We start from the raw sequence: 24,551 nt of genomic DNA on the forward strand, positions 1-24,551 counted from the left end.
TGAAAGTCGCTGCACTGAAAGTGCAGGGTTTTAACCATTTTTTGGACAATAAAACTTAAACTTTGTTTATCTACACGTGCTTGAACCACGGATCAAATCCTCCATTAGCCTCTTCACGGGCGCGCTGATCAGCCATGCCTCGCTCATAAGCTTTTTTCATAAGTTCATAATTCCGTAAACGACGGGCTCGAACTTCAGGAGGTTCCGGGTGTCGCTCCTGCATACGGGCTAGAAACCGGCGAGCATCCTCACCGAACAAAATAGGAGTTTCTCGAATTTCGCGAGCCATATATCCTCTTTTTGTCGTTTCTATTCAACAGATAGCGATCTTTCAGTTACAACTAAATATACTCTATTCCACCAGCAAAAACAAGGCTTTGAACTTTCCGCCCTTCATTTTGCAAACAACTGTTTGCAAAAAACATGTTTTTAGAGCATTTCGCATTCCCAATTCAGTTTTTCATTTGCGAAAACTGATGGAAACTTTGTATACTGTTCAAAAAAACTATTTAATAGGTTTTTCTACAAAACGACGAAGTGAATCAGAAATGCGTTGCACATCCTGCAACGTGATTTTTTTCAGTCTCTTTTTCAAACAATCTTGCGAAAGCACCATCATTAACAATCCAATACTTTGAAAAATCTTTATCGACATTATTTACGAAAGCGCCGATCATTATGCCAGTTCTATATACAGGATATTTTTTCCCAATCCATTCATAAATTTTGCTTTCCAACCATCGTCCTTGGGATTCTACTTTATACATTAAATCGCTTTGCAAAACTCCAGTACTATCAATAAGTTCATTGTCCTTAAAAATAAAATCGGCTTGATTGTATTCTCTATCAGCTAAACTCCAATTTTTCGCATCAACCGTGAAAATACCCTTTGTGCTAATAATGACGTGATCTATATTAAAATTAAAAGGCTTTGCTTTATTTTGTGTTTCGCAAACGATGTCGTGAAAAATAAATGTTTTATTGGAAGAAAGTTTTTCCAAATTTGAGCCAACAAAACGTTCTCCATCCAAACCTTTTTGACAACGATGTATTTGCTTATGGATTCCTCTGATTTTGAAAAACGCCCTTATAGAGCATATAATCAAAAGAGATGTCATAAATACAGCGGCAAGGACATTTACTTTTAAAAAGCCTAGAGCAATCATCCAAAAATATACAGACGCAACAAGTGTTACCGTCGGCAAAATCAGGTATTCATACATTTTATCAGACAATTCTTGAATTCGCCACTCAAGAGATTCTCCCTGTACATGGGGTCTAAAATGCTGTTTACGATTCATAATTCACGTCATCCCTTTGCGAACGTTCCCTTTGAATATATACCAAACCGACAATGATTGCAAACTTTTGTCCACATTTTTGGTTAAAAAACGCAAAAAACATTACTTTTAACAAAGTAAATTTGAACAATTATCACAGTTTAGCAAATCGGCAGCCATCATGAGAAAAATTCTATATATCTTATTTCTAATCGCAACCACCTGTTTTTCACAAACAGATATTGCACCCGCAACAGACTCACCCACTGACTCCGCCACATACTACAAGCAATTATACCAGTACAATCTGGACAAGTACAATTTTGACAAGAAAGCGGCTAACATAGCTTTGATTACAGCATGGGTCTCTGTAGGACTGGCGATGGTGTCAGGATTTTCAATCACCTTTTACGTTTTCGAACAATATTCCGAAGACAACAAAAGTCCGCTTTCCATGTCACACCCATGGGCAGTCACAACATTTATATTATGCGGCATCGGGGCCACCTCTGCCTTTGTTTATGGCGGATTTGAAATTGCGGCCGCGGTACGAAAGGACAACTACTCGAATTACAATATACGGCGAAAAAAATACTCCGTACGGCAAGCTACAAAAGTAGGTTTCGCCCCGATTGTAGACCCGATAAACAAAACTTACGGCGGAGCATTAGCTCTAAATTTCTGAAATAACCACAACAATTTACCGCCTACTGCCTACCGCCTACTGCCTACTTTTATATATTTACAGCACTATGCAGATTACTAACGCTTCTCAACTTACTGGTGTTTTCCCCGCGTTGTTCACCCCGCTCAAGAACGACGATCCCAAGAACCTTCGCAACTCCATCGACTACAAGAAGATGGGTGCTATGATCGACGACGTGATTGCCAACGGTGCAAGTGGCGTGCTCCCTGCAGTGACCACGGGTCAGAGCGCGACGGTTTCTCCGCAGCAGCACCTGGATATCATCAAGTTTACGCTCGACTATGTGGACGGCCGCGTGCCCGTGATTGCCGGTGCCGGATCCAACTGCACTCGCGAATCTATCGAAATGATCGAAAATGTTCAGAAGATTGCCCCGGTGGCAGTCCTCTGCGTGACTGGTTACTACAACAACCCGCCGCAGGAGGGCCTCCTGAAGCACTACCGTACGCTCAGCAGCGAAACGGGTGCCAAGATCGTGATTTACAACGTTCCGGGCCGCACCTCCAGCTACGTGCACCCCGACACCTTGATTGAACTTGCCGAAGACAAGAACATCATCGGTCTGAAGCAGGCCGTCGAATTCGGCTTTGGCGAAAAGTTCCACGAAGACACGATGCGTGTGATCAAGGAAACCAAGGGCAAGGACTTCGCCGTCATGAGCGGTGAAGACGGTCTGTTCGCAGACCTCCTCGAAATGGGCGGCACGGGCATCATCAGCGCTTCGGGCAACATCCCCGAAGCCACGAAGATCTTCGTGGACCTGTACAAGGCTTTCCAGGCCGGCGACAAGGACAAGGCTCACAACCTGCAGAAGGACGCTCGCGACTTTATCGACATCACGTTCTGCCGCAAGAACCCGATTCCGCTGGGCACGCTGTTCAACAGCCCGCTGTTCCAGCCGCTCGTGAGCGTGAAGGATACCGCAAACGGTGCAGACGCAGTCGCCCGCATCATGAAGTTGATTGAAGAAAAGGCCCCGAGCCTGAAGAAGTACCACGTTTAGTAAACAGTGGGCAGTGGTTAGTAAACAGGACCACTAATCACCAACCACTAATCACTTTTTTACTGGAGAATCCCATGGCAAAGACTCAGAAATCCATCAGTGACGAAATCTGCGACTACCTCAAGAAGCAGAAGCTCTCCCCCATTCCCGTTCAGACCCTGAACGAAGACATGGAAACCACCCGCTACTTCGGTGGCGACCTCAAGGAATTCATTGCCGCGGCAAAGACGCTCGGCGCCAAGGGAATCTTTGTTGAAACCCTGTACCTCGAAGAAGACGAATTCTACTACGACAGCGGCATGGACGACGAAGAATACATGGCCCTGTACGGCGACGAAGAATGCTGCAACGGCGAGTGCAAGTGCGGCAAGTGTGCTTCGACAAGCTCAGCAACCAACAAGAAGTCTAAGAAGTCCAAGGACGATGACGATTCCGACGTCGACGGCGTTTACTTTGAACCCGAAGACCTCGACGGTCTCGACCTCACGCTCCTCAAGCCGCAGATGGCCAAGTATCTTGACCGCGTAGGCGAAGCCTGCGGCGCACGTCTCACCGTTCCGGGTGTCGACCACCTCGAAGTGGAAATCTTCGCTGACTGGTACGATGACTTTGCCGAGCTCGTGGACGAAGCCTCCGAAGCAATCGAAATCGACCCGACCGACGCACTCCGCCAGGCTCAGGCCATCTTCGAAGCCGAAGAAGCGGAACTCGCCAAGGAAGAAGACAAGAGCGTGAAGAAAATCGCCGTTCACCCCCCGAAAAAGACCGCAAAGTCTAAAAAGAAGTAGCAAAAGTCGATAAGACTTTGCTCTCGCCGACACGACTCGTTAAATAAACCTAAGCCGAATACAGCAGAAACAAATTCATTTGTTTCTATTGTTGAGGCGCCGGTTTATGCAATTACATTGCAATACGAGTCGCTTACGGCTCACGGAAGACCGCAAAGCCCAAGAAGAAGTAGTTTTTAACAAACTCACTTTTTCAGGACAAATTTAAAGACCACAACATTGTTGCGGTCTTTTGCTTTATATTGAGACAATCGTTATAGCATCGTATAAGCGAGTATAGCGAGGTCCTAATCTCTATCTTGTAACGGAAACAAGTTTCCGACAAGATAGGATTACGACATCCTTCGACGAACAATGAGCAAAGCTCATTTCCCGCACTAAAGTGCGGAGTCTCAGTAGCCGCAGCCCCTAATTAACCGTGATAAAGTTTACTCGTTTGGTATGTAGGTTCCGTAGTCAAGTTCACACCCAAGCGGCGGAACACGCCTACGTCGACCTGAGATAGAATCACGCTGGAGTGCACTTCGCAGTGGCGGAGTTCCGGTAACTTTTCAAGTGCAATCTTCGCATTGTAATCCGTGAGGGCGCAAACAGAAAGCGCGACCAGGACTTCGTCCATGTGCAGGCGCGGGTTCTTGTGGCCGAGCTGCTTGGTCTTCAGGTTCTGAATCGGTTCAATCACCATCGGCGAAAGCAGACGCACCTCATCGGGAATTCCGGCCAAGTGCTTAAGGGAATCCAGAAGCATTGCAGAAGATGCGCCGAGCAGCGAAGACGTCTTGCCCGTAATGATGGCACCGTCGTTCAGCTGGATCGCCACCGCCGGACCACTTGTCAATTTCGCCTTTTCGACAGCGGCAGCAATCACCGGACGGTTTGCAGTACTGATCTGGGCCTGTTCCATAATCAGTTCCTGCTTGTAAATCTGTTCCTTGTCGGCATTGCCCTTACGCACATCGCAAAGCGTATTGTAATAGCGGCGGATGATTTCCTGACGGGCTGCTTCGCAGACAGCATCGTCATCGACAATGCAGTTGCCAGCCATGTTCACGCCCATATCCGTCGGGCTCTTGTACGGCGATTCTCCCAAGATGCGGGTAAACAGGGCGTTCAAAACCGGGAAGATTTCCACGTCGCGGTTGTAGTTGATGGTCGTCTTGCCGTAAGCTTCCAGGTGGAACGGGTCGATCATGTTCACGTCGTTCAAATCGGCCGTCGCAGCTTCGTACGCGAGGTTCACCGGATGCTTGAGAGGAATGTTCCAAATAGGGAAGGTCTCGAACTTGGCATACCCCGCCTTGATTCCACGCTTGTTTTCGTGGTAAATCTGCGAAAGGCACACAGCCATCTTTCCACTTCCCGGGCCCGGAGCGGTCACCACCACGAGTTCGCGGGTGGTTTCAACAAATTCATTCTTGCCGTAACCATCGTCGCTCACCACCAGCGGAATGTTGCTCGGGTAACCCGCAATCGGGTAATGGCGATAAACCTTGAGGCCAAGGTCTTCAAGCTTCTTCTGATAGGCAACGGCACTCGGCTGTTCCTGCCAGCGGGTCAGCACCACGGAACTCACGTACAGGCCATACCCACGGAAAGCGTCGATCAGGCGCAACACGTCTTGGTCATAGGTAATGCCCAAGTCGCCGCGAACCTTGTTCTTTTCGATGTCACCCGCGTTAATCGCGATAATGACTTCGGCCTTGTCCTTGAGCTTTTCTAGCATACGGATTTTACTGTCGGGCGCAAAGCCAGGCAACACGCGGGATGCGTGATGATCATCGAACAGTTTTCCACCAAATTCCAGATAAAGTTTTCCACCGAACTTCGCAATGCGCTCGGCAATCTTTTCGGACTGCGTCCTCAGGTACGCGTCGTTATCAAACCCAACTTTAAACATCTTTTTTGTCCATCTAAAAAATATCTGCACAAAAATAAAAAAAAGAAAGATTCTCGCTTGTGCGAGGATGTCGATTTAATGGAGATGCCTGCAGGAGTTTTCCCCGCACTTGATGCGGGGTGGGTACAAAAGGCTCCAAACAGTCACTTTGGCTTCAGCCGTTCAGACGACCGCATCGATCATTTCGTCGCGACCGCCCTTCATAGACTCCTGATTCTTGTACATCAAGGCGTCGGCTCGTTCAAAAACAACGGCAACGTTCTTGTCGTGAGCCGGGTCGAACACAGAAATTCCGCAAGCCAACGAAACCTTATTTTTTCCGGTACTTTCATTTACTTTTTTGACAAAGTCCTGCTCCAGTTTTTCGCGATTTTCATAATCGGAGCCGAAAAGAATTACAACAAACTCATCGCCGCCCACGCTCAAATTCACCATACGCATTCTTGTTCTTGATGCCCGTCAAATCGTCTCGACGCGACTTTTCAAACTCAAGGTTCGCCTCTTCCCTAATTTTCTGTTCGCGGCGCACCTGGACATCCACGTTGGTAACACTGATAACCACATGGTTCTTGTCCGCATACACAGCCACCAGGTTCACATGCTGCGGACCTGCCGGAGAATTCAAGCGATAAGTCAAGGAGAACATGGCGTGTTCGTCGAGTTCCCTCAACAGGCTTTCCCTTTTCAGAGCCGCCGCAATCAGGGGGATATCATCTTTGTAGATAACACTCAAGGCGCCCTTCTGAAGTTGGTTGAAGAAATCATCACCCTCGAAAGCGATGCAGAGTTCGCAGAACAGGCGTTCGCTCTTATACAAGGCGTAATGGTTCGTGGTTGATATGGTCAGCAAAGGACTGTTTGTCTTCGGGATAAACGACAGCTTCCACATTGACTTTCACATCATCCAAAAAATTATTGCTATTCGCCAATTTCAGTTTCTGATGCTCGCCGCAATAAACACGCATCGAATAACAGCTCGTTTCGTTATCAACGAAGAAAGCATACTCGTAAAAATAAGTATTTTACAGGGAACGGGATCTTCCTACAACACGAAGTAAGATTTCCGCCACATTTTTGTCATTTTTATCGAGCCGTTTCCCCGCTCCAGAGGGTCAGTCCTTGAAGCAACCTTCCATAAACCACCAGTTAGCGGCAGAACTCCGAGCCCCCAAAATCCGTTTTTTTGCTAAAAATCGGCATTTTTACGCTTTTAGAAACTGAAATTGCCTAAATATAGCGTTAATTTATACACAAAGAACGGAAAAATTTTACATTCCGTCCTTTACACACAAGATTTTTTTTGCTATCTTTGGCCCAAAACATAAAAACAAACCCCATTTTCCCCGAAAACGGGAAAATAAACAAATAAGAGGTTAAAATGGCAACCGTTATCCGTCTCGCTCGTTTCGGCAAGCGTCACAACCCCATCTACCGCGCCGTGGTGATTGATTCCCGCAAGGCTCGCGACGATAGCTTTATCGAACAGGTGGGTTTCTACAACCCGAACACCAAGGCTCCTGAAATCAAGTTCGAACAGGAAAAGGTGCTCAAGTGGCTCCAGACCGGTGCACAGCCGTCTGACACCGTTCGCAGCCTCCTCAAGAAGGTCGGCATCATGGACCTGTTCCACGAAATCCGCGCTGGCCGTTCTATCGAAGGCAAGTCCGCTACTCCGCGTGCTGAAAAGGCCAAGAAGGCCAAGCTCGGTCCCAAGGCTCTCGCCAAGATCGAAGCTGAAAAGGCCGCTAAGGAAGCCGCCGCTGCTGAAGCTCCGGCCGAAGCACCTGCTGCCGAAGCATAATTTTCGCTTGAAAGGAAACCTCGTGCCGACCACACAAATTGGCACGGGGCTTTTTTATCTGGCAAAATCCGCTTGAACCAAGGCAACCACCTTCCGCTGATTCAAAACCCCACTAAGTCTTTCATGTCTGAGTCCCAAGATTACATCACCGTATGCCAGCTCATGCGCACGCATGGCGTCAAGGGATACATCAAGGCGATGCCGCTTACTCACGACCTCACGCGTCATGAGAAGCTCAAGGACGTGATGCTAAAGAAGACCAATGGTGAACAGGTACAATTGACTCTGGAAGATTCCAGGCTTGCAAACAATCTGTGGTTACTCAAGTTCAAGGGGTACGATACGCCGGAATCCCTCACTCATTTCGTAAATGCAGACGTAATGATTCCCGAATCGGAGAGGCTCCCCGCCCCCGAGGGCGAATATTACCTGGACGATTTGGAGGGTTTCCGCGTAAAACTGGAAGACGGCCGCGATGTGGGCGAAGTTCTTGAAGTCGAAGAACTGCCTACCGTGAACGCATTTCACGTCAAGTTCGACGCAGCCTTCCAACGCGAATTTTCCGCGAAAACAATCCTCGCCCCCTGGATAGACGACTGTGTCTTGGACGTGGACGAAGATGGCAAGAACATCGTATTCAGCGCAGACTATTTAAAGAGTCTGTGCCCGGAGGAAAGGTGAAAATCGACTGCATCACCATTTTCCCCGAGATGTTCACTCCCATGAAGCAATCAATCATGGGTCGCGCCCAGAGCAAAGGACTGATGGAATTCAACACCGTCTACCTGCGCGACTTTGCCATCAACGATTACGGCCAGGTGGACGACGTGCCGTATGGCGGCGAACCGGGAATGGTCATCAGGCCAGAACCTCTCGCCAACGCCATCCGCAGCACGGGAGTCAAGGAAGATGGCGGCAAAGTCATCTATCTGACAGCAGACGGCGTCCCCTTTACCCACAAGATGGCCAAGGAACTTTCCAAGGAAAGCCACCTGGTACTCATCTGCGGACATTACAAGGGGATCGACGACCGCATCCGCCAGTCCGAGGTCGACCTGGAAATTTCTATCGGCGATTTTGTCGTGAGCGGGGGCGAACTCCCTGCCATGCTCGTGACGGATGCCGTAGTGAGACTCCTGGACGGGGCTCTCGGCAACAAGGAATCCGGCGAAACGGACTCCTTTGCGCAGGGGGTACTGGGGTGGCCGGTCTATACCCGACCCGAAGTTTTTGAAGGAAAAAAGGTCCCCGAAGTGCTCCTTTCGGGCCACCACGCGAACATCAAAGCCTGGAGGCGCCAAGAATCGTTAAAAAGAACACAAGAAAGACGCCCAGACATCTTTAAAAATCTTGAAGAAGATACTAAATTTGGCATCAAATAAAAACGAGGTACACAAATGTCCCTGAACATTGAAGCAATCCACAACGAAAATTTGAAGACCGACCTTCCCGAACTCCGCGCCGGTGACACCGTTACCGTGAACGTGAAGGTGATCGAAGGCACCAAGGAACGTATCCAGCCGTTCAAGGGCGTCGTGATCCAGAAGAAGAACACCGGTATTTCTGCAACTCTTACCGTCCGCAAGATGAGCGGCTCTGTGGCCGTGGAACGTATTTTCCCGCTCCACTCCCCCCGCATCGACTCCATCGTGCTCGACCGTCCGGGTAAGGTTCGCCAGGCTCGCATCTACTACATGCGCGACCTCCGCGGTAAGGCTGCTCGTATCGACGAACGTCAGGCTTAATTAGTCTTTCATCGAGGCGTTTGCATTCCTATGAATATGGGAAATTCAAATCAGCCCTCGCGTCAAGAGATTATCCCGCCCACGCACCAAAGCGTGAAGGCGGGTTTTATTGTATACTCCCCCAAGAGCGAAGAACGCAGTATCGTCATTCTCGAAGAAGGCGAACTCGTCGCCCGCGAAACCACTCCGCCCCATCCGGTCGTATTCACCATGCGTCCTGGAGACCTGGTCGGGGTGGCGTCGCTTCTGGAACGGGAACCGTTCAAGTATGAACTTTCGGCAAGCAAGGATTCCAAGATTACCCTCGTTACCGAAGAATGCATGGAATCGGAGCTCAAGCGGCTCCCACTTTGGCTTTTGGCGCTTATCCGCAAGATGTCTTCCAAGACGCACCAGCTGAAGCGCGCGACCGTGGAGACCCGCGTCAAGAACACGCTCAAGAGTCTCGCAGAGTATCTGTGCCACAAGCCCGAGAATGTGAATTTCAACCTCACCGAACTGATCCGCGAATTCCGTTTCTTGACCAAGATTCCGGCGGCGACCATTCAGGAAGACGTGAAGGCGATTTTCCGCAGGCACCTGATCAAGCTTTCACAAAACGACGAGCGCATTTTCTGCCGGGTCGTCGATACCGAACTGATGCGGATTTTTGCGGATTATCAGCAGAGTATCGACAGCGGGAAGGACTTCGTTCCATACAAATTAAGCTTCCTGCAAAAGAAGCTCCTGGTATTTCTCGCCACCCTCGAAAAAGCCGAACCCAAGACCAGCCCCGAATGGATTTCGTTTATCCAGGAAAAGTTCAAAGAAGTCGAAGTCTCGCAGTGGATTAACCTGCTGAAGCTGGAGTGGTTCCGCAAGCTGGATACCGATTCCGACCGCTACGAAATGGATAAGAAAACCATCCGGTATTTTTTGAAGGCGCTCCGTTACGAGACCAACATTCGGGGGGTGCTATGATTCTTGGAGAAGGATCTATTCTTTTTCACGAAGGCGACCGCAACAGCAACCTTTATGTTGTTCGTAAAGGAATTCTTCAAGGAAACAATACGCGTGGTGACAGCACCACCTACGAAGCGGGAGACCTGATTGGAGAGCTTTCGCTCCTGAAGAACGAGCCCTGTCCCGAAACAATTACCGCCGAAGAAGACTGCGAACTCCTAGAGATTTCTCCCGAAAACCTGAACGAAATCCTGGAACAGGAACCGGTGTGGTTCAAGTCGATTATCCAGTTCATGACAAGTCGACTTTCCATTGCGCAAAGCAACAAGCACAAGAGCGACAAGATCAAGGCGCTACCGAGCGTTCTCTACATTCTGGATTCCAAGGCGACCCAAGCCGCAAGCAACGGAATTGCCTTAGACGAAATTCTCCAGGCGGTCTACAACCTTTTCAACATCTCACGCGACGGCATCAAGGACGTCCTGCATCTGCTCGAGGAACTTGAAATACTCAAGGAACAGGGCGACAAGGTGTTTTTCAAGAACAGGAACGTGGAGCATCTACTGTACGAAACCATCCGGTACCGTGCCCGCTACCAAAAGATGCCTCCCCAGATTCTTTCGATGACAGAACAGATGGTGCTGAACGCCGTCATCAGGACCTTGCAGCAAAGCAACGAACCGCTCAAAAACGGCATGTTTACCGTGATGACCCCCGATTTGCTGAAGATTTCGCGCCGAGCCATGCACGGAGCAACGCTCACGACGCGCACCCTGCTTCCGCTATTGCAGCGAAAACTGCTGAACGCCTCCGTGACACTTGGAGACAAGACGTCACTCCCCGAAATTGAAACAATCCCGTTTTTCTTCGGCGACTTCGACAATATCCTCGACCTGATGGAACTCAACCGCATTTACCCGCTGCTTGATAAAAAATTCGTTTAGCGGCTTCGACGCAGTTGCTAGAACTTAGCTGGCAGAACCTAGATGAGCAACAAAAGCTCTCTTCTGAAATCTAAGTTCTAAGATCTGGGTTCTATTTTTCTATATTTATCTTCGTAAATCAACTAAACCCCTAGCAGGTAAAAACATGAAACTTTCAGCACTTCTCGTGACCCTTTCCTCCATCGCCGCATTCGCCCAGGAAGCAGCCCCCGAACAGCAGCAGGGTGGCATTATGAGCTTCCTTCCGCTCATTCTCCTGTTCGTGGTGATGTGGCTTTTCTTTATCCGTCCGAAGAACAAGGAAATGAAGAAGATCGAAGAAATGCGCAAGGCGCTCAAGAAGGGCGACAAGGTGATGACCACAGCAGGCATTATCGGCACCGTCACCAACATCGACGAAACCGGCACGAGCATCACCGTCCGTACCGCCTCTACCACGCTGATCGAATTTGAAAAGTCCGCCATTCTCCGTGTTCTGAACGCCGAAGCCGCTCCGGCCGCCACCAAGACCGAAGAAAAGAAGTAAGGAGTAGCCAATGGCTCTTCTCGAAATTAAGACCTACGGCGATCCGGTACTCCGCAAAAAGTGCGAGCCGGTGACCGAGATTACCCCCGAACTGCGCCAGCTCGCCAAAGACATGCTCGAAACCATGTACGACGCCCCGGGGTGTGGTCTTGCCGCTCCGCAAATTGGCAAGAACATCCGCCTGGTCGTCATTGACACAGCCGTTCCCGGCGAAGAGGAACCGCGCCCCTACATCATGTTCAATCCTGAATGGGAAGCAGAACCCGATGCGAAGCCGGTCCCTTATGACGAAGGATGTCTTTCGGTACCGGACATTTTCTGCAACGTGATTCGCCCTGACAAGGTGTGCGTGCGATTCTTCGATATCAACGGGGAACCGCAGGAACTGCATAACTGCGACGGACTCTTTGGCCGTTGCATTCAGCACGAGACGGACCATCTGAACGGCGACCTGTTCGTCGACAAGATTTCGACGGCCGACCGCACCATGAACCAGTCCAAGCTGCGCAAAATGGCCAAGGAAACACAGGCGACGTTGAAGAAAAGATAGAGCTTAGAACTTAGCAGGCAGAACTTAGAGGATTCAGAATGGATTGCAAAAACGTCATTGCGAGGAGCGAAGCGACGAAGCAATCCATTTTTCATTCTTCTTTATTCATTCTTCCTATTCTTGTTTTCTGCGCATCGTTTGCATTTGCAGACTACGATTTTGACCTGCCCGACGATGTGCAGAAAGCGGAAGTCCCTGCAAGCGTTGAAGACGTAGCCGATATTCCCGTCAATTTTGCACCGATTGAAGCGACATCGACGACAAGCGAACCCGAATCCTCTTACAAAACATCGGCGACAGCAGATTCTCTTGATGGATTCCGTCGCCACGATAGTGGCTCCTGGAATACGGAAGAAACGAGTCAGGACAAGCCGGCAACATTCAAGGAGCACCCGATTCCCGAAGAACTGAACCGCCCGCTGCGCGTAGGGATTTTCACGGGAGTCAAGGAACTTTACTTTAAGTACCAAGGCGAAACAGTCCATGTAACCGTCTCCAGGAACAAGGTCAAGTTCGAAGCCGGGGGAAATTCCACCGAAGATATTTCACGGGAATTCAATAGCGATGAAGGCGGATGCCTCGCCGTCGCGGCAGACACCAAGACTCTCGGCAAGGCGTGTTACCCCGGAAGCATCCTGTTCCGCAACACGAACGGCAAGCTGGACGCCATCAATTCAGTCGATGTCGAAGACTACTTGCGCGGAGTCGTCCCTTACGAAATCGGAAAACTAGACAGCAGTCGCATCGAGGCCCTAAAGGCCCAGGCCGTAGCCGCGCGCACTTACGCCTACAAGCATTTCAACAGCCGAGAATCCGTAGGCTTTGACGTATACGCAGACACTAAAGATCAAGTATACAAGGGCCTCGAATCGGCAACACCGCTGACCGATGCAGCCGTCAAGGCTACGGCAGGAGTGGTCATGACTTATGGCGGGGAATTCATTATCGCCTACTATCATTCCACCTGCGGGGGCATTACCGAGACGCTCGCCACCTGGAATCGCGCCGACCTTCCTTATCTAAAATCAGTCCCAGACAGGCGTCCCAACGGAAAACCCTGGTGCGACGAATCCAGCTACACCACGTGGGAGCGCCGCTTTGCGGACAAGAAAATCGTCAAGCTTTTCAAGGCGAATGCTAGCGAAGCCAAGGCGACCTTCAGCAGTGCAAATGGTGCAGATTTCAAGAAAATCAAGTCCATCAAGATCAAGGACAAGTTAAAAAGCGGGCGTATTATGACGCTCCGCGTCGAAACGGACAAGGGGCATTTCGATGTATTGACCGACCGAACGCGCTGGCTATTCAAGAAAGCCGGGACGATTCTCCCATCCTCATTCTTTACCGTGAAAAAGGAAGGCAAGGAATGGGTGCTGACAGGGACCGGATTCGGACACGGCGTAGGCATGTGCCAAATGGGCGTTCGTGCACGAGCGCAGGCCGGGCAAAGCTACCAGGAAATCCTGAGCCATTATTATCAGGGAATCACCCTGGAAAAATTCGATCGGTAAGGCCGTGGATTATCCCAACGAAAAGCCGCTACTCGTCGTGATTAGCCAAGGTTGCGCAGCCAACTTTGGCGACGGTGAAAAAATCGCCCGCATTTTTGCAAATAATTACCGCGTTGTCTTTGGGATGCCTAAAGAAGCTACTAACGGCGAAACAGAAAAGCCCGCGGCCTTCGTACTGAATGTATGCACCGTCAAGGGAAACGCAAGCGCGTTAAAGCTGCTGCGCGAAGCCATGAGCACGGCCCCAGAGGCCAAATTATTTGTTACGGGATGTGCGCCGAAAGATTTTCGAGAAGATGTAGCTAGAATTTCAAACAAAATAACATTTACAAGTTTGAAGGAGTTGCAAGCTAGAGATAGCCACACCCCCACTGCGGCAACCCTCATTGACCTTGGGGAGCGCAACGACATTCCGCTGCGAGAATCTCCGCTGGTGGGAATCGTCAACATCGAGGAAGGTTGCCTCGATGCCTGCGCCTACTGTTCCACGCGACTCGTAAAAGGCCGCCTGTACAGCTACCCCGTCGCCGATATCGTGCAACAGGTCAAGAACCTCGTTGCAGACGGCTGCGTCGAAATCCAGCTGACGGGTCAAGACTGCGGCTGCTACGGGTTCGATACAGGAACAAACCTCGCCGAACTGGTGCAGCGAATTCTTGACGAAGTTCCTGGCGACTACAAGATGCGCCTAGGCATGGGCAACCCGCGTCACATGTTGCGTTACACCGACTCCCTCCTGAAATGTTTCGACGACGAGCGCGTCTACAAGTTCATCCACCTGCCCGTCCAGAGCGGAAGCGAAGATATCCTCAAGGCGATGAACCGCAAGCATTCCGCCCAGGACTACGTCGACCTCGCCGAAGCCTTCAACAGGATTCCCCGATTCACGCTCAGCACCGACCTTATCGTCGGTTTTCCCGGCGAATCGGAACGGGACTTTCTGGACACCTTGGCGCTCCTCGAAAAGACCCGCCCGACAGTCTGCAACATCACCCGCTTCGTGCCGCGCCCGAATACACCGGCCTACAACATGACCGGCGCCGTTCCCGACAGCATCAAGCACGAGCGTTCCGCCGCCCTTGCTGAAGCCTTCCAGCAGATTGCCGCCGAGAACAATTCCCGTTGGGTCGGCACCACCGAAACGGTTGTCATCGAAAAAAACGGCTACCGCAAGGGCACCTACATTGCCCGGAACGCCGCCTACCGCCCCGTCGCTATCACCAGCGAGGTGCCGCTACAGCCGGGCGAAAGGTTCACCGTCACGATAACCGCCGCAGAACCCTTCGCCCTTATCGGCGAAAGAATCTAATTTTCTAACTTTATCCCCAAAATAAAGGAAAAAAAAATGAAAAGCTCTAGAGATAACTGGGGTTCGAAACTGGGCGTTATCCTTGCAGTCGCAGGTTCCGCCGTCGGACTTGGCAACTTTTTGCGTTTTCCGGTACAGGCAGCCACAAACGGTGGCGGCGCATTCATTATTCCATACCTCATCGCCTTCCTGCTCCTGGGCATTCCTCTTTCTTGGATGGAATGGACTCTTGGTCGCGCAGCCGGCAATAAGCACCACGGCACCGCTCCGGGTGGATTCCACTATATTCTGAACAAAAAACCCTGGGCAAAGCACCTCGGTTCGCTCGGTCTTCTCCCGCCCCTGTTCATCAGCTTCTACTACATCTTTATCCAGTCCTGGATTCTGGCGTTTACCTACTACTCCGCCACGGGCAAACTGATGGAAGTCGTCGCCGGCGGTTACGAACCGATGAAGGAATTCTTCGGCAACTACATCATGCTGAACACCAAAGTCGGCCCTGTTCCTGCCGCTATCCTCTTCTTCTTGCTCACCTTCGCCTGCAACATGGGACTCCTTTCGTTCGGCGTGCGCAAGGGCATTGAACGCGTGAACAAGATTACCATGCCGATTCTTTTAATCATGGGCATTATCCTTGTGGTGCGCGTGCTTACGATTTCCGACATCGGTAAGGGTCTTGCCTTCGTGTGGAACCCGAACCTTTCCGAAATTCTTAACCCCGCCGTTTGGCTTGCCGCCTCCGGCCAGGTGTTCTTTACCATGAGCCTCGGTATGGGCATCGTCTTCTGCTACGCAAGCTACCTGAAGCCCAAGGAAGACCTGGTGCTTTCGTCTTTGACTGCGGGCGCCACCAACGGCTTTGCCGAAATCATTCTTGGTGGTACGATTGTGATTCCGATGGCAGTACTCATTGCCGGAAACAACATCGAAGAATGCGCGAAGCTCGGCACCTTCGGGCTCGGTTTCCAGACCATGCCCTTCGTATTCGGCCAGTTGCCCTTTGGCGGATTCTTCCAGACGCTTTGGTTCGGTATGCTCTTTATTGCAGGCGTCACGAGCGCCATTTCGATTATCCAGCCGCTGATCAGTTTCTGCGAAGACGATCTGAAGCTCAGTCGCAAGGGCTCCATTACCGCCACAGGTACCGTGACCTTCCTGGGCGGACTTGTGGGTATTTTCGGCCTTGCCGCGGGTGCAGTCGACGAGCTCGACTTCTGGGGCGGAAGTTTCTTGCTCGTGGTTCTCGGTACGATCCAGGCGTTCATTTTCTCGTTCGTGCTCGGTCGCCGCAAGTCCGACGTGATTGGCGAAGACGGCAAGCCGGAATGCGAAGCTTTCGCCTTGATGAACGACGGTGCCGCCTTGAAACTCCCCCGATTCTTTAGGCCGATCATTATGTACGTGTGCCCGATTTACCTGGCAGTCGTGCTGGTCGCCTGGATGATTCACGATGGCATGGGCGTACTCCTGTTGAGTAATGTTCCGACCGACGCCAAGGTGACATTCCTCGGCAGCGAATTCTCGCAGATTGGCTTTACCTGGGGCGTTCGCGGATTCCTACTCGCCCTCGTGGTACTCTTGAATATCGCCATCTACTACGCCTGGAAAGTGAACGGCCCGGCCAGAAAGACTACCGTTCTCCACAAGCAGAATATGTCTGTCGGCGATTCCGACAGCGAGGAGGCATAATATGGAATTTTCTACTAGCGGCCTGATTTTTATGGTGCTCTCATGGGCAAGCATCATCGGGATGTGCAGCTTTTGCTTTTACAAGGTGTTCAAGAAGAAATAAGTTGGTAGAACTTAGACGCTTCGCTTGTAGAACTTAGAGAATATTCTAAGATCTAAGCCCTAAATTCTAGCTTCAAAGCTCTAAGTTCTAAGATCTAGGTTCTAACTGAGGATTTATGAAACTGACCAAGTACCAGAGTTCCATTGCGTACCTGATTTTTGTTTTCTGTAGCATTTTTGTGCAAATGGGCCTGTTCGTCCATTTTCAGCGTTGGCTGTCCTTCTCGTTCGAAGGGTCCGCCTTCTGGTGGCGCAGCATGCTGTTGCAAGTGGCCATTTTTGCGCCCAGCATCTTTATGATCCCTGCTGCGAGCTACTTTGCAGGCCGTTTTCGCAAGGGCCGCGTCATGGCATGGTGCTCTGTGGGGATGCTTGCCTCGGTGATTGCCGTTGTTGTCTGCTACGTAGCGGGCGCCGAATGGGTTGCCTACGGTCTCCTTGGCCTGTACGGCATTTTCCTTGCGGTGCTGAGCCCGGCCAAGCTCGGCATCATGAAAGAGATGGTCGAAAGCGAAGACCTCGTGAAGGTAAACTCCTGGTACATGGCGCTTTCAGTACTCGGAACCGCTGCAGCGGCCTTCTTTGCCATGGGACTCTCGGGTCGCCCCGACTCCCCCGTAAGCATTGACCTTACCCTATGGATTTATCTAGGCCTAAGCGTCGTGACAACCATTGCGGGCTTTTGCATCAAGGTCGGCGAAAGGCACGACAACCTCAAGATGCGTTCGCCCATGCGTAATTTTTCGGCCACCTGGAGCCATCCGATTATACGCCTTTCAATTCTCGGTCTTGCCGCCTTCTGGGGCGTCACGCAGATTTTCTTGATTCTTATCCAGAACATGACCGACATGCTGAATACGGCTGTCATTCCCGTTTCGATGATCATCGTCACAATCGGCTATGTCATTGGAGCATTCTCGGCTAGCAAGGCATCGAAGGGCTTCGTCGAAACAGGCCTCATCCCGTTTGCTGCGGCAGCATCCGCTATCACCATGTTCGCCCTCCCGTTCGTGCATAACGCCTGGTTGCAGGCAATCCTTTACGGTATCATCGGCTGGAGCGCCGGCTGCGCATTCGTCATCTTGCGAACTGTCATTCAAAGTTACACCCGTCCCGATACAGCGGGCCGCATCCACGCCGTCGCGAACAGCATCCAGATGGCCGTCCTCGTACTCATCATGGGTGGACAGACCTTGCTTCTCATCTTTACACCAATCACGCTCGATTACTGCTTCATGATTTTAGCGGTAATTCTTGCACTATGCTTTATCGCAACCCTCAAGAACAACCCGATGGCCCTTTTGCGAGCGGCGCTCCGCTTTGCTTTCGCCTTCGTATTCCATTACCGAGTCAAGGTGATGGGCGTACAGAACATCCCCGAAAACGGCCCGGTACTTCTCGTGGGTCCGCACTTCAGCTTTATTGACTGGGCGGTCCTCCAGATAGCATCTCCCAGGCCACTCCGCATCGCAAGCAACCGCAACACATTCGCCGACTGGTACCAGCGCTGGTTTTTCCACGGGAACTTCCTGATTAGCATTAACCGCCGCGACCCGGCCCCTGCCATGGAAGAAATCCACAAGGCGCTCCTGAACGGAGAAGCTGTCGTCATCTTCCCCGAAGGCGAAGTATCGAAAACTCCGTTCGTCTCAACATTCTCTCTCGATTACAGCAAGGCCATCGAAGGCACCGAAGCGCAGATCGTTCCGTTCTACATTCAGGGACTCTGGGGCAGCCGCTATAGCCATGCCTCGGAATGCGTGAACCGCCCCCAGTCTTTCAACCGCGTCATCAGTGTCGGTTTTTCGAAACCGCTCCCGGCGAACGCCTCCGAAAAAGACATCCGCCGCGACCTGGAGCTTCTGGACACCGACATCTGGAATGCAGCCACCGACTGCTCCGAATCCATCGTTCCGCTTTGGTTCAAGGCCATGCGCAAGCGCCGTTCCCGCGTGATGCTTATTGACCCCGCCGGCAACCACGTCAACGGCTACGACATGATTCGCCTTTGCCACTATTTCGGCAAGGTCATCAAGTCTGTCGCCAAGGGTGACCGCAACGTGGGCTTTATGCTCCCAACCAGCCGCGACGCCGCCCTCGGCATTATGTCAATTCTCGGCACCGGCAAGACGTCCGTGAACCTGAACTACTCTGCGCCGGTCGATACGATTCTCGGCTGCATCGAAAAGGCCGACCTTTCTACCGTAGTTACGACGCACGCCTTCTATGACAAGCTCTGCGGAAAGAACGTCGCCTTCGGACAAATCGCCGACAAATGCCAGATGATTTACCTGGACGAAGAAGAAGCGAAAATGTCGACGATATGTCGCCTTGTTTCGACCTTTATCATCCACATCTGCCCGGGAGCGATTTTACGCCGTCTGTGGTTTACCGCAGCCAACCTGAACGACGACGCAGTCATCCTGTTCAGTTCGGGTTCCGAAGGCACCCCGAAGGGTGTCGAACTCACGCACAAGAACGTGATCGCGAACGCCCAGCAGGGCGACCACATTATCAAGCTTCGCCGCACCGATGTCATGACAGCCCTTCTCCCGCTGTTCCATTCGTTCGGTTTCACCATGACTTATATGATGCCGCTTCTGGACGGAGTCCCGATGGTTCTCTGCCCCGATCCGACGGACATCAAGACGCTCGCCCGCGTGTGCGCCCAGTACAAGACGACCATCATGATGGGCACGCCGACCTTCCTCCGAGCCATCGCTATCAACCGCTGGGTTCATCCGATGTGCCTGGATTCGTTGCGCTACATTATCGCCGGCGCCGAAAAGCTCCGCCCCGAAATGCGAGAAACCTTCAAGCTCAAGTTCGGCAAAGACGTCTACGAAGGTTACGGATGCACCGAACTCACGCCGCTCGCAACGCTCAACGCCCCGAACGTACTCCTCGATGACTTCCTCACCATGGAAAAATGCTCCGACAATTCGAGCATCGGCATGTCCGTACCGGGTTCCGTCTGCGCCATCATCGATCCGGAAACCAACGAATTCCTGCCGCAGGGTGAAGAAGGGATGCTGGTCGTGACCGGTCCGCAGGTCATGAAGGGCTACCTCAAGGACAAAGAAAAAACAGACAGCGTCATCCTGGAAATCAACGGACGCCGTTGGTACAAGACCGGCGACAAGTGCACCATCACCCCGGATGGGTTCGTACAAATCCTCGGACGTTACAGCCGCTTTGCCAAGCTCGGTGGCGAAATGATTTCACTCACCGCCGTAGAACTCCGCATCGCCGAATCCGGCATCATGGAAGACCACGAATTCGCCGTGACGGCAGTTCCGGATCCTGCCAAGGGCGAAAAAATCGTGCTCCTGGTCAAGGAAGGTAACGCCGAAGAAATATCCCGCAAACTCCGCAAATCGGGCATTCCGCCGCTTATGCAGCCGGGAGCCGTCTTCAGTGTCGATCAGATTCCGAAGCTCGGGAGCGGCAAATGGGACTTCAACGGGATGAAAAAAATCGCTTTGGAACTGGTAGACGAGAAAAAATAACCCTTTTCTGCTAAAATATTGTATATTAAGTTGTATAGGAGCAGAATAAAAAGGAGTCTAAATGGATCAAATCGTCAAGAAAGTTCAAGAACTGGGGCTAACGCTCCCCCAATGTCCGGCACCGCTTGCCGCATACGTCCCGGCCACCCGCAACGGCGACACGATTTATGTCTCGGGTCAGCTTCCTTCGGTCAACGGGGATTTTTCGGCATTCTGTGGATCGGTCCCGAAAGATATTTCTGTTGAAAAGGCTGCCGAAGGCGCCGCCATCTGCCTCATGAACAACGTGGCAGCCGCCCTTACCCTGCTCGAAGAAGACGAAACCCTTCGACTCGTGCAGATACAGGGTTTTGTGCAGTCCTCCGAAGGCTTCCATGAACAGCCCGCAGTACTGAATGGAGCAAGCGAACTGGCCGTCAAGATTTTCGGCGAAAACGGTAAACACGCACGAACCGCCGTCGGAGTGAGCGAGCTTCCCAAGAATGTCGCAGTTGAAATCAGCTGCACCTTCCAGGTCATCAAAGCCGAAGCCAAGTTCACCGGCCGCTACGGTTGGATCGAAGGATAACTTCGATTAAATCTTATTATTACGCCCGCTCAACAGAGCGGGCTTTTTTCACACCGTAACGGTCTTTAACCATTCGCGCATTTCATAGACATCCACTTTCGCCTGCAAGGACTTGTGGGCGATTCTTGCACCCGGAGTGGTAGCCATCTTTTTCGGATTGAGCGACATACCGACTCGGCCGAGATCTAGGCGGTCGGCATCGTAGCAAGTGTTGATGGTCGGATCATCGGTCTGATGTTCCTTGGTGTGGTAAAAGCAGGCATGGTACAGTTGGTCGAACTGTTCCTGCGTGATTTCGAGAAGGCCCTTTTCGAAGCATTCCTTGGCAAAGGCAGCTCCGCGCTCGCCATGTTCGCCATCGTAGCCATCATCTTCGCGTTTGCAGTCGTGAAAAAGAGCGAACAGTCGCACAACCGTCACGTCGGCACCTGTAATGGGCGCGAGAAGGAGCCCATTGAATTCCACCTGCCGCCAATGAGAAAGCCCATGAATCGTCGAATCCACGATTCGGTTGCTATAGACAAACTCTTGTAAAGCAGCAAAGTCTAGCATAGATCTAATTCAGATTTCGGAGTTCGGAATTCAGAATTACCTATATAAAATTTAATTCATAATTCTGAAATCTGAATTCCGAATTATTTTCCGTAGTGTTCCTTCAGGTCCATCAGGCACTGGAGCGCCTGCATCGGAGTCATTTCTTCGGGTTTCAAGCGGCGGATTTCTTCTTTAAGGAGCTGCGTGGATTCGTCAGGGGGAGCGAACAGGTCGACCTGCGGCTTTTCCATGAGCTTCTTGTGGGTTGCGCCATCGCTCGGATCAATCTTCTGCTTTTCAAGACGCAAGAGAATCTTGCGGGCGCGGCGGAGCACGTTGTTCGGGAGCCCCGCCATTTCGGCCACGTGAATACCGTAGCTCGAATCGCAAGCGCCTTCCAAAATCTTGTGCAAGAAAATCAGCTTGTCGCCCTTCTCCTGGACGCCCACCTGGAAGTTTCCGGCGTGTTCAAGGCTTTCTACAAGGCCGGTAAGTTCGTGGTAGTGCGTCGCAAACAGCGTGATGGCGGCGCGGGCCGGTTCGTCGTGCAGAGTTTCCACAATCGCCCACGCAATCGAGAGGCCGTCAAAGGTGCTCGTTCCGCGACCGATTTCGTCGAGGAGCACCAGGCTGTGCGAAGTCGCATTGCGCAAGATGTTTGCGGTTTCGATCATTTCGACCATGAAGGTCGAAAGGCCGCGGCTCAGGCGATCGCTGGCACCCACGCGGGTAAAGATGCGGTCCACCACGCCGATGCGGGCACTTTCGGCAGGCACAAAGCAGCCGATTTGCGCCATGAGCACAATAAGACCCGTCTGGCGCAGGTAAGTCGATTTACCGGCCATGTTCGGGCCCGTAATGAGCATGAGGCGGGTCGCTTCGGGCGAAAGATTCACATCATTCGGGATAAAGTCAAGGTCGGAATTCACCGCGACAATCACCGGATGGAAACCGCCCTTGATTTCGATGCCCGAGCCTTCGAAGACTTCGGGGCAAACGTAATTGTACTTGCGTGCGGCGCGGGCAAAGCTGTAAAGCGTATCCACATGGGCAATCGCATTTGCGATTTCCTGCAGTTCGGCACGCCAGCTGTTCACGCGTTCGCGAAGTTCGCAGAAAATCTTGTATTCCAGCGCATGAATGTTGACTTCGGCATTACTGATGATGGATTCACATTCCTTCATCTCGGGCGTAATGTAGCGTTCGCCATTCACCGTCGTCTGCTTGCGGATATATTCGTCGGGAATCGGGCTCGTGGCCTTCGCCATCTGCGCCTTGGTAATTTCAATGTAGTAACCGAAGACGCGGTTATAGCCCACCTTCAGGCTCGGGATGCCGAGGCGTTCGCGCTCGCGGACTTCCAAGGAGGCAATCCATTCGCGGCGTTCCTTGATGTCTTCGTTCATGGCATCGAGTTCCGCGTTTGCACCCGCGCGAATCATGCCGCCCTCGCGCACGGTCAGCGGCAAGTCATCGTTAAATTGCGAGAGGAGTTCCTCGCCACGGCCACGGGCGGCAATGAGGGCCGTTCGCATCGGTTCAAAAATCGGCGAATTCAAGCCCTCAAGTACATCGGCCACCTTGGATGCTTGCGAAAGCGAACGGCCCATGCCCGCCAAGTCGCGGGCATTCGCGCGGCCAGAGCCCACACGGCCCATCAGGCGTTCCATATCGAGAATCGAAGTCAGCGATTCCTTGAGTTCGTCTAGCGCGACCGGATTATTGACAAGTTCTTCGACGGCCTCTTCGCGTTCCTTGATGCGGTCCACCGAAATCAGCGGGTGGCTCACCCATTCCTTCAAGTTGCGCCCACCCATCGCGGTCACCGTAAAGTCGAGCACGTAGCAAAGCGTGCTGCTGATGTCGTCGGCATTCAACGGACGCACCAGTTCCAAGTTACGCAGCGTACTCGGATCAAGCGTCATGTAATCGTCAAGATTCAGAATCTCGAGCGTCGTAAAATGCGAAAGTTCGGACTTCTTCTGGTCCATCAGGTACTGGAGAAGCGCTCCCGTCACCTGCGTTTCGACCACTCGCCCGTCCAAGCCAAGGCCATCCAAAGCCTCGACCTTAAAATGCGTAAACAGCACATCCTTCGCGGAATCTTCGCCGAACAGGAAAGCCGGAAGCTCCGTCACCAGAATGTTTTCGGAGCGGATCAAGTCCATGACGCCGCTAGGAATCGAAGTTCCTTCGGGCACCACAACTTCCTTGGGCATGCGGCGGCAGAATTCACATTCGAAAGCCTGCACCGAGCTCTTGCACGCGGCCAAGTAGCCGGTCGTCACGTCGGCAATCGCAAACGAGACCGAATCCTTTTCGGGAATGAACGCACAAAGGTAATTCGCCTCTTTCGCATTCAGGTTCGATTCGTCCATCGCGGTGCCGGCACTGATGATTTCTACAATATCGCGCTTGACGATACCCTTTGCAAGCTTCGGGTCTTCCACCTGTTCGCAAATGGCAATGCGGTAACCCGCCGCCACCATCTTGGGCACGTAGCGGTCCGCAGCATGATGCGGGAACCCGCACAAGGGTGTTGCCCCCGAAGCGCCGTTGTTGCGGCTCGTGAGCGTGAGTCCTAAAATCTTCGAGGCAACTACGGCATCGTCTTCGAAAAGTTCGAAGAAGTCGCCCATTCTAAAAAACAAGATGCAGCCGGGATTCTGTTTCTTGATCTCGTAATACTGCTGCATTAACGGGGTCACAGCCATTAGGCATCTCCCATCGACAATTCAACCAATCTATCAGCCATATGCGAAAAATAATAACATTTTCTTGCGATGTTTTGACCTACCGCTAAACAAGGTTACTTATTTCTGTCTCCGACCAAAGCGAAAACAGGTTCTCGCACCCGACTCGCGAAGCACTCTATTGTCGCGACGCTCATCTTTATGCATATTAACATCATGGCGTTAAAGAGATTCCCTATCGGCGTTCAGGATTTTGCGAGAATTCGCGAAGACGGTATGTATTATGTAGACAAAACAGACCTTGTCTATAAGTTGACTCATACAGACCTGTATTACTTCCTGTCCCGTCCGCGCCGTTTCGGAAAGTCGTTGCTTGTAAGTACGCTCCAGTACTATTTCGAGGGCCGCAAGGACCTGTTCTCCGGTCTTGCACTCGCCCAATGTATACAACCCGTTC

General features: G+C 51.7%; 22 protein-coding genes and 2 pseudogenes. 17 read left to right on the forward strand and 7 right to left on the reverse strand.

Annotated elements, in window-relative coordinates:
• Nucleotides 1–70 precede the first annotated feature (70 nt).
• Together Q0P86_RS03090 and Q0P86_RS03095 are read right to left on the reverse strand one after the other, a co-directional pair.
• Nucleotides 71–289 carry a hypothetical protein gene (locus Q0P86_RS03090; RefSeq protein WP_295037375.1) on the reverse strand — a complete coding sequence of 73 codons (219 nt, stop codon included), beginning with the start codon at nucleotides 287–289 and terminating at the stop codon, nucleotides 71–73.
• A gap of 253 nt (nucleotides 290–542) precedes the next feature.
• Nucleotides 543–1,301: a nuclease-related domain-containing protein gene (locus tag Q0P86_RS03095; protein WP_295037377.1), complete on the reverse strand. Its 759-nt coding sequence runs from the start codon at nucleotides 1,299–1,301 to the stop codon at nucleotides 543–545.
• A gap of 160 nt (nucleotides 1,302–1,461) precedes the next feature.
• Between Q0P86_RS03095 and Q0P86_RS03100 the strand changes: the two genes are divergently transcribed.
• The 3 genes from Q0P86_RS03100 (at nucleotide 1,462) to Q0P86_RS03110 (ending at nucleotide 3,777) form a co-directional block, all read left to right on the forward strand.
• Nucleotides 1,462–1,965, forward strand: a complete 504-nt coding sequence (locus Q0P86_RS03100) for a hypothetical protein (protein WP_294115057.1) — start codon at nucleotides 1,462–1,464, stop codon at nucleotides 1,963–1,965.
• Between the two features lie 67 nt (nucleotides 1,966–2,032).
• On the forward strand, nucleotides 2,033–2,989 hold the full coding sequence (gene dapA / locus Q0P86_RS03105) for a 4-hydroxy-tetrahydrodipicolinate synthase (protein WP_294115058.1): 957 nt from the start codon (nucleotides 2,033–2,035) through the stop codon (nucleotides 2,987–2,989).
• A gap of 74 nt (nucleotides 2,990–3,063) precedes the next feature.
• Nucleotides 3,064–3,777, forward strand: coding sequence for a hypothetical protein (locus Q0P86_RS03110; protein ID WP_290991278.1), 714 nt, complete (start codon nucleotides 3,064–3,066; stop codon nucleotides 3,775–3,777).
• Between the two features lie 412 nt (nucleotides 3,778–4,189).
• Here Q0P86_RS03110 and Q0P86_RS03115 read toward each other — a convergent pair whose 3' ends face one another.
• The 3 genes from Q0P86_RS03115 to Q0P86_RS03125 form a co-directional block, all read right to left on the reverse strand.
• The gene (locus tag Q0P86_RS03115) at nucleotides 4,190–5,674 is read right to left on the reverse strand and encodes a DUF1846 domain-containing protein (protein ID WP_295037380.1); all 1,485 of its coding nucleotides are present in this window, start codon (nucleotides 5,672–5,674) and stop codon (nucleotides 4,190–4,192) included.
• Nucleotides 5,675–5,836: 162 nt separating this feature from the next.
• On the reverse strand, nucleotides 5,837–6,109 hold the full coding sequence (locus Q0P86_RS03120; RefSeq protein ID WP_290991282.1) for a diguanylate cyclase: 273 nt from the start codon (nucleotides 6,107–6,109) through the stop codon (nucleotides 5,837–5,839).
• Nucleotides 6,081–6,563 (reverse strand): hypothetical protein, encoded by a 483-nt coding sequence (locus tag Q0P86_RS03125; RefSeq protein ID WP_290991284.1) that lies wholly within the window; start codon nucleotides 6,561–6,563, stop codon nucleotides 6,081–6,083. Before Q0P86_RS03125 ends, Q0P86_RS03120 begins: the two co-directional genes overlap by 29 nt.
• A 489-nt stretch (nucleotides 6,564–7,052) precedes the next feature.
• Here Q0P86_RS03125 and rpsP point away from each other — a divergent pair.
• From rpsP to Q0P86_RS03190, 13 genes and pseudogenes are all read left to right on the forward strand, one after another.
• Nucleotides 7,053–7,322, forward strand: a pseudogene (gene rpsP / locus Q0P86_RS16855) (30S ribosomal protein S16); the annotation flags it as partial.
• A gap of 276 nt (nucleotides 7,323–7,598) precedes the next feature.
• Nucleotides 7,599–8,156 carry a ribosome maturation factor RimM gene (gene rimM / locus Q0P86_RS03135; RefSeq protein WP_294983836.1) on the forward strand — a complete coding sequence of 186 codons (558 nt, stop codon included), beginning with the start codon at nucleotides 7,599–7,601 and terminating at the stop codon, nucleotides 8,154–8,156.
• The gene (gene trmD / locus Q0P86_RS03140) at nucleotides 8,153–8,857 is read left to right on the forward strand and encodes a tRNA (guanosine(37)-N1)-methyltransferase TrmD (RefSeq protein WP_290991293.1); all 705 of its coding nucleotides are present in this window, start codon (nucleotides 8,153–8,155) and stop codon (nucleotides 8,855–8,857) included. The genes rimM and trmD overlap by 4 nt, the downstream gene beginning before the upstream one ends.
• Before the next feature lie 15 nt (nucleotides 8,858–8,872).
• Nucleotides 8,873–9,220 carry a 50S ribosomal protein L19 gene (gene rplS / locus Q0P86_RS03145; RefSeq protein WP_072978956.1) on the forward strand — a complete coding sequence of 116 codons (348 nt, stop codon included), beginning with the start codon at nucleotides 8,873–8,875 and terminating at the stop codon, nucleotides 9,218–9,220.
• Between the two features lie 36 nt (nucleotides 9,221–9,256).
• Nucleotides 9,257–10,180, forward strand: a complete 924-nt coding sequence (locus Q0P86_RS03150; protein ID WP_295037386.1) for a hypothetical protein — start codon at nucleotides 9,257–9,259, stop codon at nucleotides 10,178–10,180.
• A complete protein-coding gene (locus Q0P86_RS03155; protein WP_295037388.1) occupies nucleotides 10,177–11,106 on the forward strand; it encodes a Crp/Fnr family transcriptional regulator in 930 nt (309 codons plus the stop codon). Before Q0P86_RS03150 ends, Q0P86_RS03155 begins: the two co-directional genes overlap by 4 nt.
• 145 nt (nucleotides 11,107–11,251) lie before the next feature.
• Complete coding sequence (gene yajC, locus Q0P86_RS03160) at nucleotides 11,252–11,632, forward strand: preprotein translocase subunit YajC (protein WP_291025591.1); 381 nt, start codon at nucleotides 11,252–11,254, stop codon at nucleotides 11,630–11,632.
• Nucleotides 11,633–11,642: 10 nt separating this feature from the next.
• Nucleotides 11,643–12,182, forward strand: coding sequence for a peptide deformylase (gene def / locus Q0P86_RS03165; protein ID WP_290991302.1), 540 nt, complete (start codon nucleotides 11,643–11,645; stop codon nucleotides 12,180–12,182).
• A 38-nt stretch (nucleotides 12,183–12,220) separates the two neighbouring features.
• Nucleotides 12,221–13,690 (forward strand): SpoIID/LytB domain-containing protein, encoded by a 1,470-nt coding sequence (locus Q0P86_RS03170; RefSeq protein ID WP_295037391.1) that lies wholly within the window; start codon nucleotides 12,221–12,223, stop codon nucleotides 13,688–13,690.
• Between the two features lie 4 nt (nucleotides 13,691–13,694).
• On the forward strand, nucleotides 13,695–14,999 hold the full coding sequence (locus Q0P86_RS03175; RefSeq protein WP_295037392.1) for a tRNA (N(6)-L-threonylcarbamoyladenosine(37)-C(2))-methylthiotransferase: 1,305 nt from the start codon (nucleotides 13,695–13,697) through the stop codon (nucleotides 14,997–14,999).
• 36 nt (nucleotides 15,000–15,035) lie between these two features.
• A complete protein-coding gene (locus Q0P86_RS03180) occupies nucleotides 15,036–16,688 on the forward strand; it encodes a sodium:calcium symporter (RefSeq protein WP_291025588.1) in 1,653 nt (550 codons plus the stop codon).
• A gap of 218 nt (nucleotides 16,689–16,906) precedes the next feature.
• Complete coding sequence (locus Q0P86_RS03185; RefSeq protein WP_295037393.1) at nucleotides 16,907–20,299, forward strand: MFS transporter; 3,393 nt, start codon at nucleotides 16,907–16,909, stop codon at nucleotides 20,297–20,299.
• Nucleotides 20,300–20,360: 61 nt separating this feature from the next.
• A complete protein-coding gene (locus Q0P86_RS03190) occupies nucleotides 20,361–20,867 on the forward strand; it encodes a RidA family protein (protein ID WP_295037395.1) in 507 nt (168 codons plus the stop codon).
• A gap of 48 nt (nucleotides 20,868–20,915) precedes the next feature.
• Here Q0P86_RS03190 and Q0P86_RS03195 read toward each other — a convergent pair whose 3' ends face one another.
• A complete protein-coding gene (locus Q0P86_RS03195; protein ID WP_290991317.1) occupies nucleotides 20,916–21,419 on the reverse strand; it encodes an HD domain-containing protein in 504 nt (167 codons plus the stop codon).
• 83 nt (nucleotides 21,420–21,502) lie between these two features.
• Nucleotides 21,503–24,115 carry a DNA mismatch repair protein MutS gene (gene mutS / locus Q0P86_RS03200; RefSeq protein WP_295037399.1) on the reverse strand — a complete coding sequence of 871 codons (2,613 nt, stop codon included), beginning with the start codon at nucleotides 24,113–24,115 and terminating at the stop codon, nucleotides 21,503–21,505.
• Nucleotides 24,116–24,310: 195 nt separating this feature from the next.
• Here mutS and Q0P86_RS16860 point away from each other — a divergent pair.
• Nucleotides 24,311–24,529 (forward strand): annotated as a pseudogene (locus Q0P86_RS16860) (AAA family ATPase); the annotation flags it as partial.
• Between the last annotated feature and the right edge of the window lie 22 nt (nucleotides 24,530–24,551).

The sequence above is a fragment of the uncultured Fibrobacter sp. genome, from assembly GCF_946062555.1.
Lineage (GTDB): Bacteria > Fibrobacterota > Fibrobacteria > Fibrobacterales > Fibrobacteraceae > Fibrobacter.

Bases quoted from the DNA above. Each gene is read 5' to 3' on its own strand.
- Q0P86_RS03090 (WP_295037375.1), bottom strand. From the start codon at position 289: ATGGCTCGCGAAATTCGAGAAACTCCTATTTTGTTCGGTGAGGATGCT.
- Q0P86_RS03095 (WP_295037377.1), bottom strand. From the start codon at position 1,301: ATGAATCGTAAACAGCATTTTAGACCCCATGTACAGGGAGAATCTCTT.
- Q0P86_RS03100 (WP_294115057.1), top strand. From the start codon at position 1,462: ATGAGAAAAATTCTATATATCTTATTTCTAATCGCAACCACCTGTTTT.
- dapA (WP_294115058.1), top strand. From the start codon at position 2,033: ATGCAGATTACTAACGCTTCTCAACTTACTGGTGTTTTCCCCGCGTTG.
- Q0P86_RS03110 (WP_290991278.1), top strand. From the start codon at position 3,064: ATGGCAAAGACTCAGAAATCCATCAGTGACGAAATCTGCGACTACCTC.
- Q0P86_RS03115 (WP_295037380.1), bottom strand. From the start codon at position 5,674: ATGTTTAAAGTTGGGTTTGATAACGACGCGTACCTGAGGACGCAGTCC.
- Q0P86_RS03120 (WP_290991282.1), bottom strand. From the start codon at position 6,109: ATGGTGAATTTGAGCGTGGGCGGCGATGAGTTTGTTGTAATTCTTTTC.
- Q0P86_RS03125 (WP_290991284.1), bottom strand. From the start codon at position 6,563: ATGTGGAAGCTGTCGTTTATCCCGAAGACAAACAGTCCTTTGCTGACC.
- rimM (WP_294983836.1), top strand. From the start codon at position 7,599: ATGTCTGAGTCCCAAGATTACATCACCGTATGCCAGCTCATGCGCACG.
- rplS (WP_072978956.1), top strand. From the start codon at position 8,873: ATGTCCCTGAACATTGAAGCAATCCACAACGAAAATTTGAAGACCGAC.
- Q0P86_RS03150 (WP_295037386.1), top strand. From the start codon at position 9,257: ATGGGAAATTCAAATCAGCCCTCGCGTCAAGAGATTATCCCGCCCACG.
- Q0P86_RS03155 (WP_295037388.1), top strand. From the start codon at position 10,177: ATGATTCTTGGAGAAGGATCTATTCTTTTTCACGAAGGCGACCGCAAC.
- yajC (WP_291025591.1), top strand. From the start codon at position 11,252: ATGAAACTTTCAGCACTTCTCGTGACCCTTTCCTCCATCGCCGCATTC.
- def (WP_290991302.1), top strand. From the start codon at position 11,643: ATGGCTCTTCTCGAAATTAAGACCTACGGCGATCCGGTACTCCGCAAA.
- Q0P86_RS03170 (WP_295037391.1), top strand. From the start codon at position 12,221: ATGGATTGCAAAAACGTCATTGCGAGGAGCGAAGCGACGAAGCAATCC.
- Q0P86_RS03180 (WP_291025588.1), top strand. From the start codon at position 15,036: ATGAAAAGCTCTAGAGATAACTGGGGTTCGAAACTGGGCGTTATCCTT.
- Q0P86_RS03185 (WP_295037393.1), top strand. From the start codon at position 16,907: ATGAAACTGACCAAGTACCAGAGTTCCATTGCGTACCTGATTTTTGTT.
- Q0P86_RS03190 (WP_295037395.1), top strand. From the start codon at position 20,361: ATGGATCAAATCGTCAAGAAAGTTCAAGAACTGGGGCTAACGCTCCCC.
- Q0P86_RS03195 (WP_290991317.1), bottom strand. From the start codon at position 21,419: ATGCTAGACTTTGCTGCTTTACAAGAGTTTGTCTATAGCAACCGAATC.
- mutS (WP_295037399.1), bottom strand. From the start codon at position 24,115: ATGGCTGTGACCCCGTTAATGCAGCAGTATTACGAGATCAAGAAACAG.